Genomic DNA, 19,312 nt, shown 5'->3' with positions numbered 1-19,312 from the left:
ATTTATGCAGGTACGATCTCTTTATTTCTACTATCATAATGGAGAAATTAGTAAGATAATCTCATTGAGTTACAAAGCTTTTTATAAATTTACATGACATTTTATAGAGTAAATGAGCAATGTAAGATAGCATTAAATAACAATCTATCTGCATATCGCACGAAACGCCTTAATTCATCTTCAAATTTACTTTATAGATATTGATTAATGACACTGAAAACGTTGCACAAGAGTGAGATCTAAGGTCAAAGATAAGATGACAACTGCCGCAACGGTTGCTGATTTTAAAGGTTTAGTTATTATCAATAGATAGATCACAAAGGCTTTAATGCCAATAAGTTAACAGAATTTTACATGGAGTCAGATTTGTTATTTGCTCCATTTGACTAACACATTTTGTATCAGGTAACTGACTAATGAACATACCGCTCTACTATTTACGACATTACCAATCGATCGAAAAGACGTTTTGGACTTCGATTTGTGAGCACAGTATCCAGATTGCACAACATACAATTTGTTATTTAACGCCATTAAATTCTCCGGCGTTCAATTTTATCTATCTGCAACCCGACTCTACTCATCATGCTTTTATGCAAGCGTACAACCTGTTCGTATCGCAGAAAAAGAATCACACTTTGGTGATCCCTGAAGAGATGTTGCCAAAAGTCGTCAGAGATATTGAAGCTCTTAACTATAAACGTGACAGCGTCACAACAGCAATGGCGCTAACATTGTCACAGCAGAAAGAAGTTGATTTGCCTGATAATCAGGTAGATATCGTGCTCGCAAACCATGATTTATCCCTTTGGGCTAAACCATTGGTTTCTGCGTTCTATCTTTCAGAAGAGCACGATATGGTGATCCAAGAGTATGTTCGCTACCACGAAGATGCCCTGCAACAAGGTGCACCACAATTCCATTTCGTCTTATTGGTCAATGGAGAGCCCGCAACATCCATGACGGTCACCATTGAAGGTGAATTGGCGCGTTTCGACGATATCGGTACTGAACCTAAGTTTCAGGGTAAAGGCTATGCTTCTCAGCTTATTGATTATGCCCTCGCATTTTGTCGTCAACAACGAGTCGAACATTGCTTCTTAGATGCTTCAGAAGCAGGATTTGATTTATATAAAAAATTTGGATTTGAGCCGTTATTCCGTTACATCAATTATGTTTGGTGCAACAAAAACGCAGTGAATTAATGAGATAACTTTATAGTGATATTGCCGATAGCAGGCTGCTATCGGCAAAAGTTGCGGAAAATATCAGAGATTAAATTTCATCACAGGCTGTTTTTAATGCAGCTGTTTGCTGGAATTTTTCAATCCCAAGTTCAATTAAACGACTGATCAGTTCTTGATAAGTCATACCGCCTTGTTGCCACAGCTTTGGGTACATACTGATATTAGTGAAACCTGGTAATGTGTTGATTTCATTAATCACAACATCATTCGTTTCGGTTAAGAACACATCAACGCGGGACATACCGCTGCAGTTTAAGGCTTGATAAGCTTCAAGTGCAATTGCACGGATCTTTTCACTCACATCTTGCTTTAAATCCGCCGGAGCAACAACAGACGCACCATTTTCATCAATATATTTAGTATGATAAGCATAGAAACTGTCATGCAGCACGATTTCACCACATGGGCTAGCGAGTGGATGTTCATTTCCAAGCACCGCACACTCGATTTCACGCCCTTTTACAGCGCTTTCAATCAGCACTTTCATGTCAAATAAGAATGCAAAATCTAATGCCGCGTTAAACTCGCTTTCATTATTAACTTTACTGATCCCAACCGATGAACCTTGATTAGCTGGTTTAATAAATAATGGTAAGCCCAGTTTCTCAACCGTTGCAGCATAGCTGATTTCACCACGACTGCTTTTCAATAGCGTAATAAATGGTGCAATGTGCAACCCTGCATCCCTTAAAAGGCGTTTAGTGACATCTTTATCCATACAAGCTGATGAGCCTAGAACACCCGGTCCAACAAACGGTAGGTTCGCCATACGCAGTAAACCTTGTAGAGAACCATCTTCACCTAAATTACCGTGGACAATTGGGAAAATCACATCAATTTGTGGGAGAGGTTTAGCATCTTCTAGAGAAATGAATTGTTCACTTTGTTTGCCTGGAACGATTGCAATGCTACGCTTTGGAGTATTTAACGCGATATGAGCAGGATCATCGCCATGTAACAGGAAGTTCGCTTCATCATACTCATGCCATTGCCCTTCTTTATTGATACCGATAAGGCAAACATCAAACTTACTACGATCTAATCCATTAATAATATTTTTAGCTGATTGCAACGAAACTTCATGCTCAGTGGATTTACCACCAAAAATGACACCAACCCGGATTTTGCTCATTATTTACTCCAACATAAAGACATCAAAAACGATTCTGGGAAATATAGCACGCAGCGAAATAGTTAGGGCATAAAAACTTCACTACGCAAGTAGGTTCGGTGATTAAATGACCAAACCCTTAAAATTATACAAATTTTATGCCGATTACTGAGTTAACAACAGGCTTTGATTCACGTTTGTTTCTAACCACTCCATAAAAATGGCTGCTGGGGTATCCGCTTTTATTTCTTTAGGTGAAAGCAAATAATATGCAGAACCATCTTCAATAAAACCTTCTGGGGCCATTAATTGTTGTGTATTAATTTCATCAGCAACCATTAGGAACGATGCAATTGTAACGCCCTGTCCTGCTAATGCAGCCTGCAAACACAAGTAGAAATGTTCGAAATTAACTTGTTTATTATGTTGTAAATTGATGCCACTACGGGCTTGCCATGTACGCCAAACATTTGGCCGGGAGGCTGGTACAAGCAAGTTCAACTCATGATAGGGCTGGCTATCATTTTTCTTGATGATGCCTATCCATTCTGCACATATTTTTTTCGCATAAATATTGTCATCCCAAGTGAAATCATTACGACGAAGAGCAAGATCGACCCCCGCCTTATTAAAATCAATGGGACCACCTGCGGCAATCAAATGTACGGTAATTTCAGGGTGTTGCTGATAAAAACCGGTTAAACGAGGGATCAGCCATTTCATTGCGATGGTCGGCTCACACGATAAACTAACAACTTGGTTATGAGGACGCTGAGTAATTTTTTCGACGGTATCTGAAAGTTGCTGGAATACGTGTGTTGTCGTTTGAAATAACAGTTTACCTTCTTCTGTCAAAAAGATAGCTCGATTACGCCGTTCAAACAGTAAAACACCGAGATGATCCTCAAGTAATTTTATCTGGCGGCTAATTGCACTGTGCGTAACATGCAGCTCTTGCGCGGCTTTAATAATACTTTCATAGCGCGCAACAACATCAAAAAACCGTAACGATGTTAATGGAGGCAGTTTCATAGAATTAATGTCTTCATAAAATTAAGGGGCTTATAAAATAAGTGACTTCACAATTAAATAGGTAACGAAAACTGACAGATTTTATTGAGAATAAATCGCTTTTTATCTAACTACAATCTATTGATAATCAATATCTCTAATTAATCAAATCTATTTTTACCCAAAAAATTAAGTCAGTTTTTATTACCATTAGGATCTCACTATGAATGAAATTATCGCTGTTGCCACCATCACTATTTTGGCGGTTATTAGCCCTGGTCCCGACTTCGCTATGGTCACCAGAAATAGCTACTCCTATGGCACCAAAACGGGTTTACTCAGTGCCCTTGGTATTGCTGCTGGAGTGCAAATTCATGTGCTGTATACCATTTTTGGCGTGACTCTAATCATTATGAGTTCCCCTACATTATTTATGGCAGTCAAACTCCTTGGCGTCGCTTATTTGGTGTATATCGGCTTTAAATCCCTAACAAACAAAACAGCCATTAACGCCAGCGATAACCTTAACCCAACATCAGCACCCTCTTCATTTTCCGCATTTAAAATGGGTTTTTTAACCAATGCCCTCAACCCTAAGACGATGTTTTTCGTTGTTTCGGTCTACACCCAAGTGATTCAAACTGGTAATTCTCAATGGCTAAACTTCAGCTACGGATTATTTATTTCTTTTGCACATTGGGTTTGGTTTAGTTTAATTGCTCTATTTTTTGCAGCACCGTTGATTAGAAATAAAATCTTAAAATATCAATTCATTATGGATAGAGTTATCGGTGCCTTATTAATTATGCTTGGTATCTCTTTGCTCTTTTTTAATATTTCATCATGACTGAATTCATTTCGAATGAGCCGAACCATTTTGAAAATGTTCATTCACCATAATGGCAAGCTCCACCACATCTTTAGGAAGGTTTAAGTCATTCATTTCACTAAGAGGAATCCAATGAAAATCTGAATTGCATTGGATTTCTTCGTCTATGAGCTCACAGAGATAAACCATATCGATATGCCAATGATCTCCTTGGCGCTTATCTGCAATGAATTCTTTTAAAATGGCTAAAGGAATTGGTAAAGAGAGAGTATTTTTTGAATCATTTACCTTTGAGTGCAACGGATAGCGGCAATCAATCACTCGGCACCGTAAGCCTGTTTCTTCAAACACTTCACGAACAACAGTATCTTGTGGTTCTTCATTTGGATCAACGTGACCTCCAGGAGGTAGCCAGATACCTAGCTTAGGATGCTCATGCAATAGAAATTCCCCTAGAGAATTACAGATCATCGCCGTCGCCGTAAAATGTTTGATGTGTTCCACTATTTTTCTTCCTTTATACTTATCATCTTTATAAATCAATCAAATACAGTACAACATGCCTAATCGCTTCTATTGCCACCGCCAGTTCTTCATGGGATAAGGTACTAATTGCTATTCTTAACGCCTGCGGTACTGAGTTTGATGTGCAGTAAGACTCTGCGCTGCTAATGGCTATATTTTGCTTTTTTAATTCACTGACGACTGCATCAGCGCGTACGCCATCAGGTAATGGTAACCAAACAAAATAGCTGGCAGGATGCGCAATATAGGGTATATCCGTAAAAATTTTCTGGACTATTGCTTGCCTTATTTTTGCATCCCGTCGCTTATCTCTTTCAATGCTATCTACCTCACCTTTTTCAATCCAATCACAGAGGATAGCCGTGGTTATTGCCGGTGTATTCCATGTTGTAATTCGGATAATACGCTCGATGTTTTCAATATATTGTTGCGGTGCCAATACCGCACCGACACGTAATCCCGTTGCAATATTCTTCGAAAAACCTGTTGTATAAAATGTAATTTCAGGTGCCAGCGTTGCTAATGGAACAACTGCTGGTCGCTGTAAAAAGGCATAAGATCCATCTTCAATTAAGAAAAATTGGTGCTGTTTGGCTATGTCCACCAGCTTTTTACGCTCCGATAAACTCATCACCCAGCCTAGCGGATTATGCAAAGTCGGCATCGCATAGTAAGCCCGAATTTTTCTCTGTTGGCATAGCTTATCCAGTGCTTGTAAGTTTGGACCATTTTCTGCCGTAGGCACAGATATCAGTTCTAAATGGTAAATTTTTGCAAGAGCCTTAAACCCCGGGTAAGTTAAGGCATCGACGGCAATAATATCCCCAGGACTGAACATACCTAAAATGATGGTAGCTAAACCATGTTGACCACCACTCACTAAAGCCACTGTATCTGCCGTTGCATGAGTTAACCCACGCTGTTTTAAGTATTTAGCGACCATTTTTCTTTCATGTTCACGCCCTGTATGTTGTTGATAATAAAGAATCCCTTCTAGATCACCACCAACCGCTATTTCCCGTAACGATTCCCGTAATAGTTTGGTTTGTTCTTTCGCAATCGGATAACTAAAATTCAGGTCTAACGTGTTTTTAGCGACATCTTGCTCAATACTTAACTTGGGCAATAGATTGATATCTCGGACAAAGGTGCCTCGCCCGGTTTCTCCGATGATCAAGCCCCGTTCCATCAGTTCTCGATATACCCGCGAAGCTGTCACTAAGGAAATACCCGATTTTTCCGCAAAATGGCGATGCGTAGGCAAACGCTCCCCCGCTTTAAATTCGCCACTCATGATTTGCGCTGAAAGCAAGTCAACATGCTGCTTATAACGATTCTGAGCCATGAAATTGTACCTATGACAATTTTTTGATTGTCATGATTATGTCGATTAGCTTAGTAAAACTCAATTACTAATAATAACGGTCAATTATGAATCAAATTAAATCATTAACATCGAGCAGTGTTTCCATAACGGATTCATCTCATACCACTCGCGGTTGGATCAGTGGCTTTATTGGCGTTGCTATATTTAGTGGCTCACTTCCCGCAACCAAACTGGCTATCAGTGGATTTTCGCCCGATTATTTGACCATTCTGCGGGCTACTATCGCTGGGATTTTGGCTCTGATTGTTTTGATAGTTTTACGCCAAAAAATTCCAGCAAGACAAAAGTTGATTCCTCTTCTTATCGTGACATTTGGTGTGGTGCTTGGCTTTCCATTCTTAACTGCTGTTGCATTACAGTACATTAGCTCATCTCACTCCATTGTATATTTAGGGCTGCTTCCTTTGTCTACCGCTTTATTCGGTGTTTTACGAGCAGGCGAGCGCCCTCGCAAATTGTTTTGGTTGTTTTCAATCATGGGAAGTTTATTTGTAATCGGCTTCGCAATTCTTCAAGGAGCCACTCACGCATGGCAAGGTGACTTATATATGGTCATTGCTGTAATTGTCTGTGGGTTGGGCTACGCAGAAGGTGCTGTACTTTCAAAATCATTAGGGAGTTGGCAGGTGATTTGCTGGGCGTTGGTTTTAGCATTACCCATCATGGTGATATTCAGTATTTTGCGCTTACCACCCACGTTTTCTACTGTTCCATTTGAAGCATGGATGGGCCTAGGTTATGTCTCTCTGTTTAGTATGCTAATTGGTTTCTTTTTTTGGTACCGAGGGCTGGCTGAAGGCGGAATTTCGGGCGTCAGTCAATTGCAACTATTACAACCGTTTATTGGATTAGTGCTTTCCGCTTGGCTGCTTAATGAAACAGTTAATAGCGTCATGATCATGTCTACACTTGGAGTCATTCTGTGTGTCGCAGGTTCAAAACGTTTTTCACGTTAAATATTGAAATAACTAACCTTAACGGAAAATTAAGGTTTAACTTTGGTTTATGGTAATACTGAGGCGATTTCATTAATTTACCCTCAATATCACGATTAGGATTTATGGGTTTATGAAACGTTTTAGTATTACCTCCCTACTGTTTTGTATGCTGTTTATATCGCCGGTCTCATTTTCTGAAACCATGCGATTAAGTGTGACTTCACCTAAGCAAATACCCTATACGGAAACCTTGGTCTTACCAGGGACATTTGTTGCAAAAAATGAAATTGCGATTGGCTCACCTTTGCAACAACAAATGGTGATTGATGTACTGGTTGAAGAAGGTCAATGGGTTGAAAAAAACCAACTACTCGCCATATTAGAATCTCCACTCCAAAATGCATCTGTAAGCCAGTTACAAGCTGAAACTGAAAAAGCCACAGCCTATATTAAGCAGCAAAAAGCTGTGGCAGAACAAGCGCAAAAAGAACTTTCTCGCCTAGCTCCGCTGGCTAAAACTGGGGTTATTTCTGCCAACGACTTTGAAAAAGCAAAATCAGAATCTTTAGCGGCGAACGCACTATTAGATGCTAATAAAGCAGAACTGCGTCAATTACAAGCTCAGCTCGCGAAAGAAAAAAGCCAACAAGATAAGTCACGGATCATTGCGCCTATTTCTGGTGTAATCAGTGAGCGTCATGCTATTCGCGGAATGCTAACGGATAATCAATTACTGTTTAAAATCATTGAAGATGGTGAAATTGAATTTAATGCTTTAGCGCATATTTCAGAATTAAAACGTTTATCAAATCTGACGTCTATCCAATTAAAAGCGCCTAATAATCATCAAATAGCAGGAAAATTACGTTACTTAGCACCGAAAGTAGATCCTATTTCACAACAAGGAAAGATTCGTATTTCTCTCGCTGAAAATGGAGATAATCTACAAGCTGGAGAATCAGGCACAGCAATTATTTCCAATCCAGAAAAACTGCAAACTACGCTCCCATACAGTGCCATTCGAACATTTGATAATGGTGAACGAGTCATTTTTACTGTCGTTGATAATAAAGTGAAGCAGCAAAAAATAACGACCGGAAAAATTCATGATGGCCGTATCGAGATTTTGTCCCCTATTTCCAGTGATACCGTTGTTGTCACCAATGCCCAAGCCTTTTTAACTGAAAATGATACTGTGACCCCAGTCAAGGATAGTCAATGAAACTCCAACTATCTTCATGGGCAATCACACGCCCTATTCCTACTATCGTTATGTTCTTAGCGCTCACGATTGCGGGTATATTTTCTTTTAATCAATTGCCTGTTACTGCAAACCCGGTAGTTAATTTTCCAATAGTCACAGTGACCATTACGCAAGATGGCTCATCCCCGACCGAAATGGAAAACGCTATCACGAAACCAGTTGAACGGGCAGTTTCTGGTATTCCAGGGATCCGTCATATCACATCAACCATCACTGAAGGCATTTCCACCACCACTATTGAATTTGATTTAACTGTGGATGCCTATATTGCAACCAATGATATTCGTGAACAAATCGCACAAATTCGCAGCGATTTACCGCAAACAATTGATGAACCATTAATTAACCGTATTGATATCGAAGGCGGTGCAATATTACGTTACGCCGTTTCATCAGATAGCCAATCCCTTGCCGATTTATCTTGGTTTATTGATGATACAGTCAGTAAACAGTTAATTACGGCCCACGGAGTACAAAAAGTCAGTCGCCTTGGTGGTGCTGATAGCGTTATTCGCATCGAGCCAGACGCCGATAAACTTGCAGCATTGCAATTGTCTATCCTAAGTATTAATGAACTACTCAGAAGCACGCATCAAAATTCCGCTGGTGGCTCGTCTAAATATAATGACCTACAACATACTATTCGGATTTTAGGTGAAAAAAAGAACGTTGATGAAATTAAAAATATCCAATTACCTATTGGTAATCAACAGTGGATTAAACTCGGGGATATTGCTGCAATTTATCAAGGTCAAAAAACAACCAAAACCATTTCGCAATTAAATGGTAAAGATGTAGTTGGTTTTGCCGTATTTCGCGCTAAAGGCTCCAGTGATACCGAGGTCGCAAATAATGTTGAACATGAGCTTGCACAATTAAAACTGAAACACCCTGATATTTCTATTCAGCTTGTTTCATCAACCGTGAAATATACAGAATCAAGCTACCATTTAACGATCCAAACTTTATTAGAAGGTGCATTTTTAACCGTTATCATTGTCTTCTTCTTTTTAAAAAGTTGGCGAGCCACCTTGGTCGCGGCTGTTGCATTACCTTTATCTATTCTTCCCACCTTTTTGGTATTGGCAATATTTGGCTATTCACTTAATAGTATGACACTGCTTGCTTTGACATTAGTCATCGGTATTTTGGTCGATGATGCGATTGTCGAAATTGAAAATATCCAAAAATACATAGAACGAGGCGAACGCCCTTATTTAGCTGCGTTAAAAGCCTCGGACGCGATTGGTTTTGCCATTGTAGCTATCACACTCACTATTGTAGCGGTATTCTTGCCCGTCAGTTTTATTGGCGGCTTTGTTGGTAAATACTTTGTGCCTTTTGGTATTACAGTTTCCGCGGCTGTTTTATCTTCATTACTCGTAGCCCGATTAGTCACGCCATTAATGGCGGCCTATGTTTTATTACCTGCAAAAAAGAAAGTGACCGAACATTCTGTACCTAACTGGATCAATCGATATTCTCAATTGTTAGTAATGACATTGAAACATCGCAAACTCGCCCTTTCATTCGCATTTATATTTTTGATTGGTTCAATTTCCAGTATTACTTATCTGCCTATTGGCTTTATGCCTGAAGGCGATATTAGTGTTAGCCAGATTGAAGTGGAATTACCACCAGGAACCCCTGTTGAAGAAACTCAAAAAGCGGTTAGGAATATGGCTGAACAATTGAAATCACGTACTGAAATAAAGTCAATTTATACCATTGCGGGGATCAGCGATGACGCCGATGGAATAGCTCAGCATAAAGGTCAAATAATTCTGACATTAACAGAACCAAATGAACGTGAAATGTCACAAAAACAGTTTGAAAACTCAATTTCTCACCTATTACAACAAACTCCAGATGCACGCTATACCTTCAGTAATAGCGAAGGAAATAAAGAATTTTCATTGACCTTTACAGGAGCTGATCCCAAAGAGCTAGAGATTCAAATGCATAAGCTTCGCGATGCAGTTGCCAAAGTGAATGGAATTAATAATGTCCGTGTTGTTAAGCCACTTTTACGTAAAGAGCTGATTATTTCCCCTGACTTGCAAGATTTAGGAAGAACTGCAGTTAATGTAGAAGAAATCGCCAATACATTAAGAGTGGCAACAATGGGAGAATCAAACTCTCGCAGCGCTAAATTTAATTTACCGGATAGACAATTAACGTTACAGGTTGTTTTACCTGACAATCAAAAAAATGACGTAAGCGCGTTGCGTAATCTCTATATTCGTAGCGGTAATGATTTAACTGTGCCACTTAAATCCGTCGCTAACATTAATTTTAGCGATGGACCATCACAGATTGACCGCATAAATCGAGCTAGGAAAATGTCTATTGAAGGTAATTTAGATGGGTTATCACTTGGCGAAGCATTGGAACGCGTTGTCGAACTTCCTGAATATCAATCACTACCAAAAAGTATTGAGCCATTAGAGTATGGTGATATGGAGTTCATGCTCGATATGTTTGAACGCTTTAGTACAACAATGCTTTTCAGTGTATTACTGGTATTCGCCATACTCATTATTCTGTTTAAAGATTTTATGCAACCTATAACGATTTTAGTGGCACTACCATTCTCTATCGGTGGAGCCATTATCGCCTTAGTGTTATATGGTGCGATGATAGATCTTCCTGTCATTATCGGTATTTTAATGTTGATGGGGATAGTGACCAAAAACTCGATACTTTTGGTGGAGTTTATTCTTGAAAAAGAACGAGCTGGTTTAAATCGACAACAAGCCATTATAGAAGCCGGTCAGGAACGAATTCGACCAATAATTATGACTACTTTTGCTATGATTGCGGGAATGATCCCTCTCGTACTCACTACAGGGGCTGATGCGGGATTTAGAGCGCCAATGGCAGTTGCTGTTATCGGCGGCTTGATGAGTTCAACCGTTCTCAGCTTACTATTTGTTCCCGTTATTTATAGCTTGATGGATGATTTGAAAAAGAAAACATTGCCACTATTAGCAAAATGTACATCTGTCACTCAATCTGATAGAGATATAAAACGCTGGTAAGAATAATTACGATAATAAGAATAACTGCAATAATCTGGCTCTCCATACCAACGATGTAGAGCCAATAACGAGATGTTTTAAATAATTGTGCTTGAAAGCTAACTTACCCTATTAACTTACTGTTTTTTAGTTTTACAGCCGTTTGATACCAGTGCTTATTATAATTCTGTGCCGCTTTGGGTAAAAGTGAATAGGTTTTAATCACTTCATCAATTAGTGGCATCGCTTCAATCACACGTTTTTGTTCAAATAAAAACTCAGCGTAAGCAACCTTGTATTCAATATGGTCACGATGACTTAATAAGGCACGAAACTCATTATCAGCTTCTGTAACCAAACCTAAGCGCACTAAAGAACGAGCATATAAAAAATGTCCCGTATTCGAGTTGAACGTTGGATTTTTTTCACACAATAGGTCTAACGTCTCTTTACAACGCGTGTATTCTCCCGCTTCATACAGTGCATCCGCATATTTCAACATAATATCCGGTGAATACTGATTAATTCCTTGCAGTGATTCCTGATAGTATTTAATCGCATTTTGATAGTCACCTTTATCGGTATATGCGTCAGCTAGTGTTACACAACTATTCGTAGTCGGATTTAATTCATACTCTTTTAGAGCTTGATTGATACTTTTATTGGGTGCTAATTGTTTTTTAATCGCTCTTTCTATTTTATATCCTTGGCGGGAATAACGCATAGCCGGCATCCAAATGACCAGCGCATAAACAACCGAGCCCAAAATTGGGAAAACAAATAAAATGAACAACCAATAAGAGTTTTGATTACTCTTTATTGAATGGACAGCGAAATAAATCGCAGGAATAAAATAGATTAATAATCCCAGAATGTGCATAACAACCTCAATTAATATCAATTCGATGGTTTTGTATATGGCCATACTCATACTTCCTTGTACAGCGGCTTACTTAGTCGTGACTAAATTAGCGTCATAATGACAGGCATCACTCTGAAGGCAAACAGGAAAAAACCTGAAAAGATAAATTAAGAACAAAAAAATAGCTGGCACATTCGCCAGCTACCCTTTGATAAAAATTTATAAATCAATAAATTAGGCTGTTAATGCTAATTTTGCACCGAACATTAAAAAGACAGCACCAATACAGCTATTTGAAAATTTAGATAATTTTTTATTGTGTTTTACCATATTGGTCACTGCAACAGCACCAAATATCAGCATTGATAGATAAAACATGCTGCATGCTTCTAATATCACGCCGAGCACAAAAAATGGCACCCCTGCACTTGGGTACGCTGGATCAATAAATTGAATGAAGAATGAAACATAAAAAATGATCATTTTTGGATTTAGCAAACTTAAAAAGACGGCTTTCTTATAAGTCCCTTTTGTTTCTAATATGATCCCATCGACATCTGTTGCAGATTCTTTTTTATGTAATACTGAATATAACGTTTTAATACCTAAGTAAAATAAGTAGGCAGCACCCGCATATTTGATCACGCTAAAAAATATAGGAGACGTTTTGACTAAAGACGCGACACCTAAGAATGATAAAAAAATGAGCAATGCATCACCAGTAAATACACCAAGTGCTGCTTTGTAACCATTTTTTACACCATATTTTGCGCTACTCGTTAAAACAAATAGAGAATTAGGGCCTGGTACCAATGTAATAAAAATTACACCGATAAGATAAGTCCATAAGTTTGTAATACCGAAGTTTTCAAGCATAATAAACCCGCTAACTCAATAAAAGTTATAACAATTAATTCACATTCTTGCTTAATGGGTACTATGATACACACTTTTTATTTTTAATAAAAGATATCACCATTTAGATGTTAATATACGGAATATAAATCTATTGATTTACTTATTATCCGGCAATTTATATAGATATTGGCATTTAAAATTGAAATTAAATTCCAATCAAAATCACTTAATCAGCATCAAGCCAAAAAATTTTTTTAATCAATATAAAACTTCATAAACAAATAACAAGTTAGTTTTTAATACCATTTAAAGTCTGTAGGTAGAGATAGTGATTTGTTCCACATTTCACGATATAACAATGGATGCCTACAGCGTATCGAATAATGATTTTTACTCTAAATACCTGTAGTTAAATCAACATTGTCTTTGTTTAGACTTTTATTCAATGAATGACATTTCAACATACAGGTGCACATCGATGTCGTCTCAACAACCAAAGCCATGGCAACGCGCAATGATGGATGGAGCCGTCCACACATTACCCTTAAATCTTGCAGTTATTCCGTGGGGGATTCTTGCGGGTTCCATGGCCATTGAAACAGGGCTTTCTTTTTGGCAAAGCATCGCAATGTCTGCAATGGTTTTTGCAGGCGCAGCCCAGTTAGTCACTCTAGGTTTACTCAATTCTGGAGCTGGCTACATTACAATTGTGATTTCTGTTTTCTTTATTACATCACAACATCTTTTATATGGGCTAACCATGCGCCCTCACGTAAAAGATTTCACGACACCACAACGTTTAAGCATTGGCTTTCTATTAACTGATGAGCTATTCGCCATTAGTGCAGCCAAGCGTCAAGCCCTCAGTTTTTCCTATTTATTTGGTGCCGGATTTAGTTTTTATCTTGTGTGGTTAGTCACCAGCCTATGCGGCATTGTGATGGCAAATTTGGTGGGTGATTTAAGTAAATTACATTTAGATTTCTCAGTCGTCGCGACACTATTGGCCATTGTCGTTCCACTCACTAAAAAAATAAGTACCGCCTGTGGTGTTTTATTTTCATTAATTACTGCAATTACCTTATCAATGTATTCGATCAGTAGTGCAATTGTGATTGCCGGCGTTGGTGGAATGTTTGTTTCTGTTGGTGTCTCTCACTTATTAAGGGAAGAAAAATGATCTGGATTTTAATTATCAGTTTAACGGCTGTTGTTTTCTCTCTCCGTTATATTTTTCTGATCCCCCAATTACCCATACGGTTACCATTAATTGTACGCCAAGCGCTCAGCTATTCTGCCCCCTGTTTGCTTACCGCAATTTGTGCTCCTGTAATCTTATTAGAAAACCATGAATTGCGTAGTTTTCCTGATAATCCTTATCTTTGGGGAGCGCTATTTTGCGTTGTGGCTGCATCCTTACTGAAAAATATGTTAGTAACCGTCGGATTAACTTTAGTCTTTTTCTATGGACTGATTTACTTTATGGGCTAACCAATAATTTATAAAGCATCGGTAGCCGCCTTTGCTTTATAATAACGTTTCATGGCTAATATAAGCCTGTTTTTTAATCGATCCGTTGGATAATTAACCCCATGCTAAATAATTACGTTTTACGAAGTCTTCGTTATATGTTGGATTTGAGCGATGCTCAGATGGTTGAAATCGTAAAACTTGCAGACTTTTCAGTCACAAAAGAAGAAATGAGCCTCTGGCTAAAGAAAGATACCGATCCAGACTACGTTGAATGTAGCGACCTTGTGCTCGGTCACTTTCTTAACGGATTGATTTACCATCGCCGTGGTAAAGATGAAAGTCGTCCAGCGCCTGAAGTTGAAGATAGAATCAATAACAATATTATTTTCAAGAAATTGCGTGTTGCCTTTGAACTTAAAGACGTTGATTTACTGGATATCTACCAATCTGTTGATTTCCGAGTTTCAAAACCAGAATTAAGTGCTATTTTCCGTAACCCAGAACATAAAAATTATCGTGAATGTGGCGACCAACTATTACGTTACCTATTAAAAGGCCTAACGTTACGCCTACGCGGAAATAAATAACTCGAATCACCATAATGTTTATTGGCATTATGGCAATAGGCTGATAGTAATATCAGCCTAAATATTTTTCAGCAAGTAACTTAAAAAGGTATCAACTTTCAGCGAAAGTGAACGCTTTGAGGCATAAACAGCACGTAGCTCAATCGGCGCTGGATACATGTCATCAAAACTAACTTCCACCAATGTTCCCGCTTGTATTGCGCTTTGGCATCCCTCTTTTGATAAAATAGCAAATCCCAACCCATTGAGTGCCGCCGCACTGGCAAGAATACCGCTATTCACACGGTACTGACTGTTTATACTGACTTTTTTTAACTGGCCATGATGTGTGCTAAAAACCCATGGTTGCCCCTGCAACGCACTGAAACTCGTGATACAGGGCATCATGCTGAGTTCATCCACGGTGCTGGGTATCCCTTGTTTTTCAATTAATTTAGGAGCAGCAACGACAACACTTTCCCATGACTTAACCAATTTTGAGTGATAACTACTATCAATCAATGCTCCACGATGAAAAGTCAGTAATAAATCCACGTCATCACCAATAACATCCAGAGGGGCTAGCTGCGTGTCACAGTGGATGGCAAGGTCAGGATGAGTAAGCGCAAATTGAGCCAGTAAATCTGCAAATAATACACTGCCAAATTCACTTGGAATAGTTAACCGCAAAGTGCCACTTAATATTTTTGAGGTGCTAATTTGTTGCAAGGTTTCATCTAATTCTAAATACAATTTTTGGCTTTTATTTAATAATAAAGTACCTTGTTCAGTTAAACGCATTTGCCGTGTAGTTCGTTCAATCAATCGGCAATTAAGTTGAGTTTCAAGCTGCTTAATTTGCCGACTCACATTTGATGTTGGCATTGAGAGATGTTTTGCTGCATTAGCAAAACTTCCCTGAGTGGCCACTGCAACAAATACCTTTAGTAAATTAAGATCAACAGACATAATACAACCTAATTTTAGTGTTCATTAATGCCCCACTAATAACATTAGCAATAGCCAATTTCCATTATTTTTTGGTAGCGTAGATCCAATAACGTATCCTTATCTAATGCACTAAGTTGGTTTAAATCGTAGATAAGTTGCTGCTTCAGATATTGTGCAGCTAATGCGTAATTTCGATGCGCTCCGCCTAACGGTTCAGGAATAATTGTGTCGATAATTCCTAACGCTTTTAGTCTTGGAGCAGTCATTCCCATCACCTCAGCTGCAACTTGCGCTTTTTGGGAATCTTTCCATAAAATAGAAGCGCAGCCTTCCGGAGAGATTGCTGCGTATGTACTGTATTCCAACATATTAATTCTGTCCCCCACACCAATCCCGAGCGCGCCTCCGGAACAACCTTCTCCGGTGATCACACAAATAATCGGCGTTGTTAGGCAAGACATTTCCTGAATATTGCGCGCAATTGCTTCAGCTTGCCCACGTTCTTCAGCGCCAACACCAGGATAAGCCCCTGCTGAATCAATGAAGGTAATAACTGGCAGTTTAAATCGCTCCGCCATTTTCATTAACCTAAGCGCTTTTCGATAACCTTCAGGGGATGGCATTCCAAAATTACGTTTTACTTTTTCCTTCGTATCCCGCCCTTTCTGTTGCCCCATTACCATAACTGGGCGACCGTCTAAACGAGCTAATCCACCAACTAAAGCTTTGTCGTCAGCAAATGCTCTGTCCCCAGCTAGTTCCTGAAATTCAGTAAATATAAGAGAAATATAATCAAGCGTGTATGGGCGCATTGGATGACGTGCTAATTGCACTATTTCCCATGCACCTAAAGAAGAGAAAATATTCTCAGTGAGTGATTGGCATTTTTTTTCTAATAATTGGATCTCCTCATCAAGCTTTAGTTCTGATGGATGACCCTTTTGCTTAAAGGCATTTAATGCTTCAATTTTTTCATGAAGCTCAATAATGGGTTTTTCGAATGCAAGAAAGTGGCTAGACATAGTGACCTTAAAATCGACCAAGTAATTTTAAGAGTCTACTAAGAGGAGCAATCCTATTCTATAAATAAGAATAGGATTGATAGTTATCAAAAATGGGAGAATTAAGACTGGATAAGATTTTTACGCAACAATACCGAGATACTGCCGTTCATGAAAACTTCTTTATCTTGTATATACCCTAACTTTTCAGCAACACGCAGTGACGGTATATTTTGTGGTCCTATAAAGCAGATACTTTCTTGGTGTTTTTGCTCCGCGATTAACCAAGATAATGCAGCTTGCATCGCCTCCGTCGCGTAGCCTTTGCCTTGATATTCAGGCGCAATCACCCATCCCGCTTCTGGAATACCTTTAACGTGGGGTTCAACAATGCGATGAAAATCGGCAAACCCAAGGTCTCCCACATAATTTCCTGTCGCTTTTTCTCTCACCGCCCAATAACCAAACCCGAGTAAAGGCCAAAGTCCGCCATACGCGAGCATACGCATCCATGATTCGCGCTCCGTTGAGGGAACACCGCCAATATGCTGAACCATTGAGCGTTGTCCCCATAACTGCGAAAGTGCTGAAAAATCACTAACCTCATGTTTTGCTAAAATTAATCTATCTGTTTCAAGTTTAGGGATCACGAATTCCCCTCCTCTAGATTATCTAAATGGCGGCTCGTCGAATGTTCTTAATTTTCGGGAGTGTAGCTTATCACCTTCTTGTCGTAGCAGATCGATGGCACGGATCCCAATTTGTAGATGCTCCGATATTGCGCCTTCATAAAAACTATTTGCTTGTCCCGGAAGTTTGATTTCCCCGTGAATCGGCTTGTCCGACACGCAAAGTAATGTGCCATATGGGACACGGAAACGGTAACCTTGTGCGGCAATTGTGGCACTTTCCATATCCACAGCAACTGCACGACTAAGGCTGAATCTGCGTGCGGTTGCAAAAAATCTTAGCTCCCAGTTCCGGTCATCGGTTGTGACCACTGTTCCCGTACGTAAACGTTGTTTAACTAGCTCACCAGGCATATTACTCACCTGTTTAGTGGCGTCATATAGCGCCCGCTGAACTTCAGCAATACTTGGAATAGGAATATCTGGTGGTAATACATCATCTAAAATATGGTCATCACGTAAATAGGCGTGAGCTAGAACATAGTCACCTATTTTTTGGCTTTCACGCAGCCCACCGCAGTGACCAATCATTAACCACGTGTGAGGACGTAATACCGCTAAATGGTCACAAATGTTTTTCGCGTTTGCTGGACCAACACCAATATTCACTAATGTAATTCCTCTGCCATCACGTGCAATCAGATGATATGCAGGCATTTGGAATTTTTTCCACGTTAAATCGGATGTGGCAAATTGAGGATCCGCATTTTCAGCGGTTAAATAGTTATGTCCTACACAAGATAACGCGATATAGCGGCTTTCCGGATCACGAATTTGCTCACAGGCCCAATTCACAAACTCATCAACATAGCGGTTATAGTTGGTAAACAAAATATAAGGCTGAACATGCTCTGGCGGTGTTCCCGTATAATGTTTTAATCGCGCTAAAGAGAAATCAACACGTAGTGCATCAAAGTGGGATAATGGCATATCATCCGTCACATGATATAAACCATCTGTAATATCATCACTGATATGAGAGAGATCGGTAATAGGAAAATGAGCGGCTAAACTGCTACTCATACTTCTATCAAGAATTAAATCTGAACCATCAATCACGAATGGATATGGAATTTCAGTCTTAGACGGACGAACTGCAAAAGATACGTCATAGTCTTGTTGAAAAATGGTTAATTGCTCAACGAGGTAAGCTCGAAACAAGTCAGGTTGGGTTACAGTAATGCTGTAATCTCCCCGCTTCACAAAACGGGCATAAGCTCGCGTTTTTTCACAATGGTCAACTTTTCCTTTCCAAGTCACGCACAACTCAGGGTAAGCAAACAATCCATTTTCTCGGGCGTTAGCATCGGGTAACGTTCCATTTTCAACATAGGTTGCAATGGCATTTCTCAAGGCTTCAATGGCATTTGAATAGAGTAATGAGAGTGTTTCGATTGTCTCTTCTATAGAAAGATTTTCATATTTTCGGCATTGTTCCAAAGACACGCTTAACTCCTTATCAAATGACGTAAAATTTACGCCTTCAGTGTATGTTATTCATCGAACACTCACAAGAAATTGCATTTAATCCTTGAAAATTTAATAAGTTAAAATCTTCGTTTATTCTATTTATTGTTTAG

Annotated in this window: 18 protein-coding genes; 8 read left to right on the top strand and 10 right to left on the bottom strand. The window is 39.2% G+C overall.

The annotated features are described in order from the left end of the window. Nucleotides 1-416: 416 nt before the first annotated feature. Entirely contained in the window at nucleotides 417-1,205 is a 789-nt protein-coding gene (locus ACY3ZI_RS10205) for a GNAT family N-acetyltransferase (RefSeq protein ID WP_211885553.1), read from the top strand. A gap of 70 nt (nucleotides 1,206-1,275) precedes the next feature. Here ACY3ZI_RS10205 and ddlA read toward each other — a convergent pair whose 3' ends face one another. Together ddlA and ACY3ZI_RS10195 are read right to left on the bottom strand one after the other, a co-directional pair. Then, a complete protein-coding gene (gene ddlA / locus ACY3ZI_RS10200) occupies nucleotides 1,276-2,379 on the bottom strand; it encodes a D-alanine--D-alanine ligase (protein ID WP_211885552.1) in 1,104 nt (367 codons plus the stop codon). A 144-nt stretch (nucleotides 2,380-2,523) separates the two neighbouring features. Beyond that, nucleotides 2,524-3,390 carry a LysR family transcriptional regulator gene (locus ACY3ZI_RS10195; RefSeq protein ID WP_487377396.1) on the bottom strand — a complete coding sequence of 289 codons (867 nt, stop codon included), beginning with the start codon at nucleotides 3,388-3,390 and terminating at the stop codon, nucleotides 2,524-2,526. Nucleotides 3,391-3,592: 202 nt separating this feature from the next. Here ACY3ZI_RS10195 and ACY3ZI_RS10190 point away from each other — a divergent pair, with 202 nt between their 5' ends. Further along, nucleotides 3,593-4,216: a LysE family translocator gene (locus tag ACY3ZI_RS10190; RefSeq protein WP_211885550.1), complete on the top strand. Its 624-nt coding sequence runs from the start codon at nucleotides 3,593-3,595 to the stop codon at nucleotides 4,214-4,216. 6 nt (nucleotides 4,217-4,222) lie between these two features. Here the strand turns inward: ACY3ZI_RS10190 and ACY3ZI_RS10185 are convergent, their stop codons facing one another. Then, nucleotides 4,223-4,702: an NUDIX hydrolase gene (locus ACY3ZI_RS10185; RefSeq protein WP_336431235.1), complete on the bottom strand. Its 480-nt coding sequence runs from the start codon at nucleotides 4,700-4,702 to the stop codon at nucleotides 4,223-4,225. A gap of 28 nt (nucleotides 4,703-4,730) precedes the next feature. Beyond that, nucleotides 4,731-6,068, bottom strand: coding sequence for an aminotransferase-like domain-containing protein (locus ACY3ZI_RS10180; RefSeq protein ID WP_211885549.1), 1,338 nt, complete (start codon nucleotides 6,066-6,068; stop codon nucleotides 4,731-4,733). Between the two features lie 86 nt (nucleotides 6,069-6,154). Between ACY3ZI_RS10180 and ACY3ZI_RS10175 the strand changes: the two genes are divergently transcribed. From ACY3ZI_RS10175 to ACY3ZI_RS10165, 3 genes are all read left to right on the top strand, one after another. Next, nucleotides 6,155-7,066: a DMT family transporter gene (locus ACY3ZI_RS10175; protein ID WP_487377392.1), complete on the top strand. Its 912-nt coding sequence runs from the start codon at nucleotides 6,155-6,157 to the stop codon at nucleotides 7,064-7,066. Nucleotides 7,067-7,178: 112 nt separating this feature from the next. Further along, nucleotides 7,179-8,270, top strand: coding sequence for an efflux RND transporter periplasmic adaptor subunit (locus tag ACY3ZI_RS10170; protein ID WP_249215393.1), 1,092 nt, complete (start codon nucleotides 7,179-7,181; stop codon nucleotides 8,268-8,270). Further along, the gene (locus tag ACY3ZI_RS10165; RefSeq protein ID WP_487377390.1) at nucleotides 8,267-11,353 is read left to right on the top strand and encodes an efflux RND transporter permease subunit; all 3,087 of its coding nucleotides are present in this window, start codon (nucleotides 8,267-8,269) and stop codon (nucleotides 11,351-11,353) included. Before ACY3ZI_RS10170 ends, ACY3ZI_RS10165 begins: the two co-directional genes overlap by 4 nt. A gap of 103 nt (nucleotides 11,354-11,456) precedes the next feature. Here the strand turns inward: ACY3ZI_RS10165 and ACY3ZI_RS10160 are convergent, their stop codons facing one another. Then, nucleotides 11,457-12,257 (bottom strand): tetratricopeptide repeat protein, encoded by an 801-nt coding sequence (locus ACY3ZI_RS10160; RefSeq protein WP_487377388.1) that lies wholly within the window; start codon nucleotides 12,255-12,257, stop codon nucleotides 11,457-11,459. Between the two features lie 171 nt (nucleotides 12,258-12,428). After that, a complete protein-coding gene (leuE, locus tag ACY3ZI_RS10155) occupies nucleotides 12,429-13,070 on the bottom strand; it encodes a leucine efflux protein LeuE (RefSeq protein ID WP_154599283.1) in 642 nt (213 codons plus the stop codon). Between the two features lie 460 nt (nucleotides 13,071-13,530). On the opposite strand from leuE, the gene ACY3ZI_RS10150 reads away from it, so the two are divergent. The 3 genes from ACY3ZI_RS10150 (at nucleotide 13,531) to ACY3ZI_RS10140 (ending at nucleotide 15,112) form a co-directional block, all read left to right on the top strand. After that, complete coding sequence (locus tag ACY3ZI_RS10150) at nucleotides 13,531-14,232, top strand: AzlC family ABC transporter permease (protein WP_487377386.1); 702 nt, start codon at nucleotides 13,531-13,533, stop codon at nucleotides 14,230-14,232. Further along, entirely contained in the window at nucleotides 14,229-14,543 is a 315-nt protein-coding gene (locus ACY3ZI_RS10145) for an AzlD domain-containing protein (protein ID WP_036948090.1), read from the top strand. The genes ACY3ZI_RS10150 and ACY3ZI_RS10145 overlap by 4 nt, the downstream gene beginning before the upstream one ends. Before the next feature lie 137 nt (nucleotides 14,544-14,680). Continuing rightward, nucleotides 14,681-15,112 (top strand): DUF1456 family protein, encoded by a 432-nt coding sequence (locus tag ACY3ZI_RS10140; protein WP_243698981.1) that lies wholly within the window; start codon nucleotides 14,681-14,683, stop codon nucleotides 15,110-15,112. Between the two features lie 57 nt (nucleotides 15,113-15,169). On the opposite strand, the gene ACY3ZI_RS10135 is transcribed toward ACY3ZI_RS10140, so the two are convergent. The 4 genes from ACY3ZI_RS10135 to ACY3ZI_RS10120 all read right to left on the bottom strand — a co-directional run bounded on the left by ACY3ZI_RS10135 (nucleotide 15,170) and on the right by ACY3ZI_RS10120 (nucleotide 19,139). Beyond that, nucleotides 15,170-16,060 (bottom strand): LysR family transcriptional regulator, encoded by an 891-nt coding sequence (locus ACY3ZI_RS10135; RefSeq protein ID WP_211885543.1) that lies wholly within the window; start codon nucleotides 16,058-16,060, stop codon nucleotides 15,170-15,172. Nucleotides 16,061-16,104: 44 nt separating this feature from the next. Further along, complete coding sequence (accA, locus tag ACY3ZI_RS10130; protein ID WP_132495913.1) at nucleotides 16,105-17,064, bottom strand: acetyl-CoA carboxylase carboxyl transferase subunit alpha; 960 nt, start codon at nucleotides 17,062-17,064, stop codon at nucleotides 16,105-16,107. A gap of 101 nt (nucleotides 17,065-17,165) precedes the next feature. Next, nucleotides 17,166-17,693 carry a GNAT family N-acetyltransferase gene (locus ACY3ZI_RS10125; RefSeq protein ID WP_211885542.1) on the bottom strand — a complete coding sequence of 176 codons (528 nt, stop codon included), beginning with the start codon at nucleotides 17,691-17,693 and terminating at the stop codon, nucleotides 17,166-17,168. 18 nt (nucleotides 17,694-17,711) lie between these two features. Then, entirely contained in the window at nucleotides 17,712-19,139 is a 1,428-nt protein-coding gene (locus ACY3ZI_RS10120) for an AMP nucleosidase (RefSeq protein ID WP_487377518.1), read from the bottom strand. Between the last annotated feature and the right edge of the window lie 173 nt (nucleotides 19,140-19,312).

It is taken from the genome of Providencia sp. LY12, from assembly GCF_057621555.1.
Note: the sequence above shows the minus strand (reverse complement) of the source record. Positions and strands in the feature narration are given on the sequence as shown.

Bases quoted from the DNA above. Each gene is read 5' to 3' on its own strand.
- ACY3ZI_RS10205 (WP_211885553.1), top strand. From the start codon at position 417: ATGAACATACCGCTCTACTATTTACGACATTACCAATCGATCGAAAAG.
- ddlA (WP_211885552.1), bottom strand. From the start codon at position 2,379: ATGAGCAAAATCCGGGTTGGTGTCATTTTTGGTGGTAAATCCACTGAG.
- ACY3ZI_RS10195 (WP_487377396.1), bottom strand. From the start codon at position 3,390: ATGAAACTGCCTCCATTAACATCGTTACGGTTTTTTGATGTTGTTGCG.
- ACY3ZI_RS10190 (WP_211885550.1), top strand. From the start codon at position 3,593: ATGAATGAAATTATCGCTGTTGCCACCATCACTATTTTGGCGGTTATT.
- ACY3ZI_RS10180 (WP_211885549.1), bottom strand. From the start codon at position 6,068: ATGGCTCAGAATCGTTATAAGCAGCATGTTGACTTGCTTTCAGCGCAA.
- ACY3ZI_RS10175 (WP_487377392.1), top strand. From the start codon at position 6,155: ATGAATCAAATTAAATCATTAACATCGAGCAGTGTTTCCATAACGGAT.
- ACY3ZI_RS10170 (WP_249215393.1), top strand. From the start codon at position 7,179: ATGAAACGTTTTAGTATTACCTCCCTACTGTTTTGTATGCTGTTTATA.
- ACY3ZI_RS10165 (WP_487377390.1), top strand. From the start codon at position 8,267: ATGAAACTCCAACTATCTTCATGGGCAATCACACGCCCTATTCCTACT.
- ACY3ZI_RS10160 (WP_487377388.1), bottom strand. From the start codon at position 12,257: ATGGCCATATACAAAACCATCGAATTGATATTAATTGAGGTTGTTATG.
- leuE (WP_154599283.1), bottom strand. From the start codon at position 13,070: ATGCTTGAAAACTTCGGTATTACAAACTTATGGACTTATCTTATCGGT.
- ACY3ZI_RS10150 (WP_487377386.1), top strand. From the start codon at position 13,531: ATGTCGTCTCAACAACCAAAGCCATGGCAACGCGCAATGATGGATGGA.
- ACY3ZI_RS10145 (WP_036948090.1), top strand. From the start codon at position 14,229: ATGATCTGGATTTTAATTATCAGTTTAACGGCTGTTGTTTTCTCTCTC.
- ACY3ZI_RS10140 (WP_243698981.1), top strand. From the start codon at position 14,681: ATGTTGGATTTGAGCGATGCTCAGATGGTTGAAATCGTAAAACTTGCA.
- ACY3ZI_RS10135 (WP_211885543.1), bottom strand. From the start codon at position 16,060: ATGTCTGTTGATCTTAATTTACTAAAGGTATTTGTTGCAGTGGCCACT.
- accA (WP_132495913.1), bottom strand. From the start codon at position 17,064: ATGTCTAGCCACTTTCTTGCATTCGAAAAACCCATTATTGAGCTTCAT.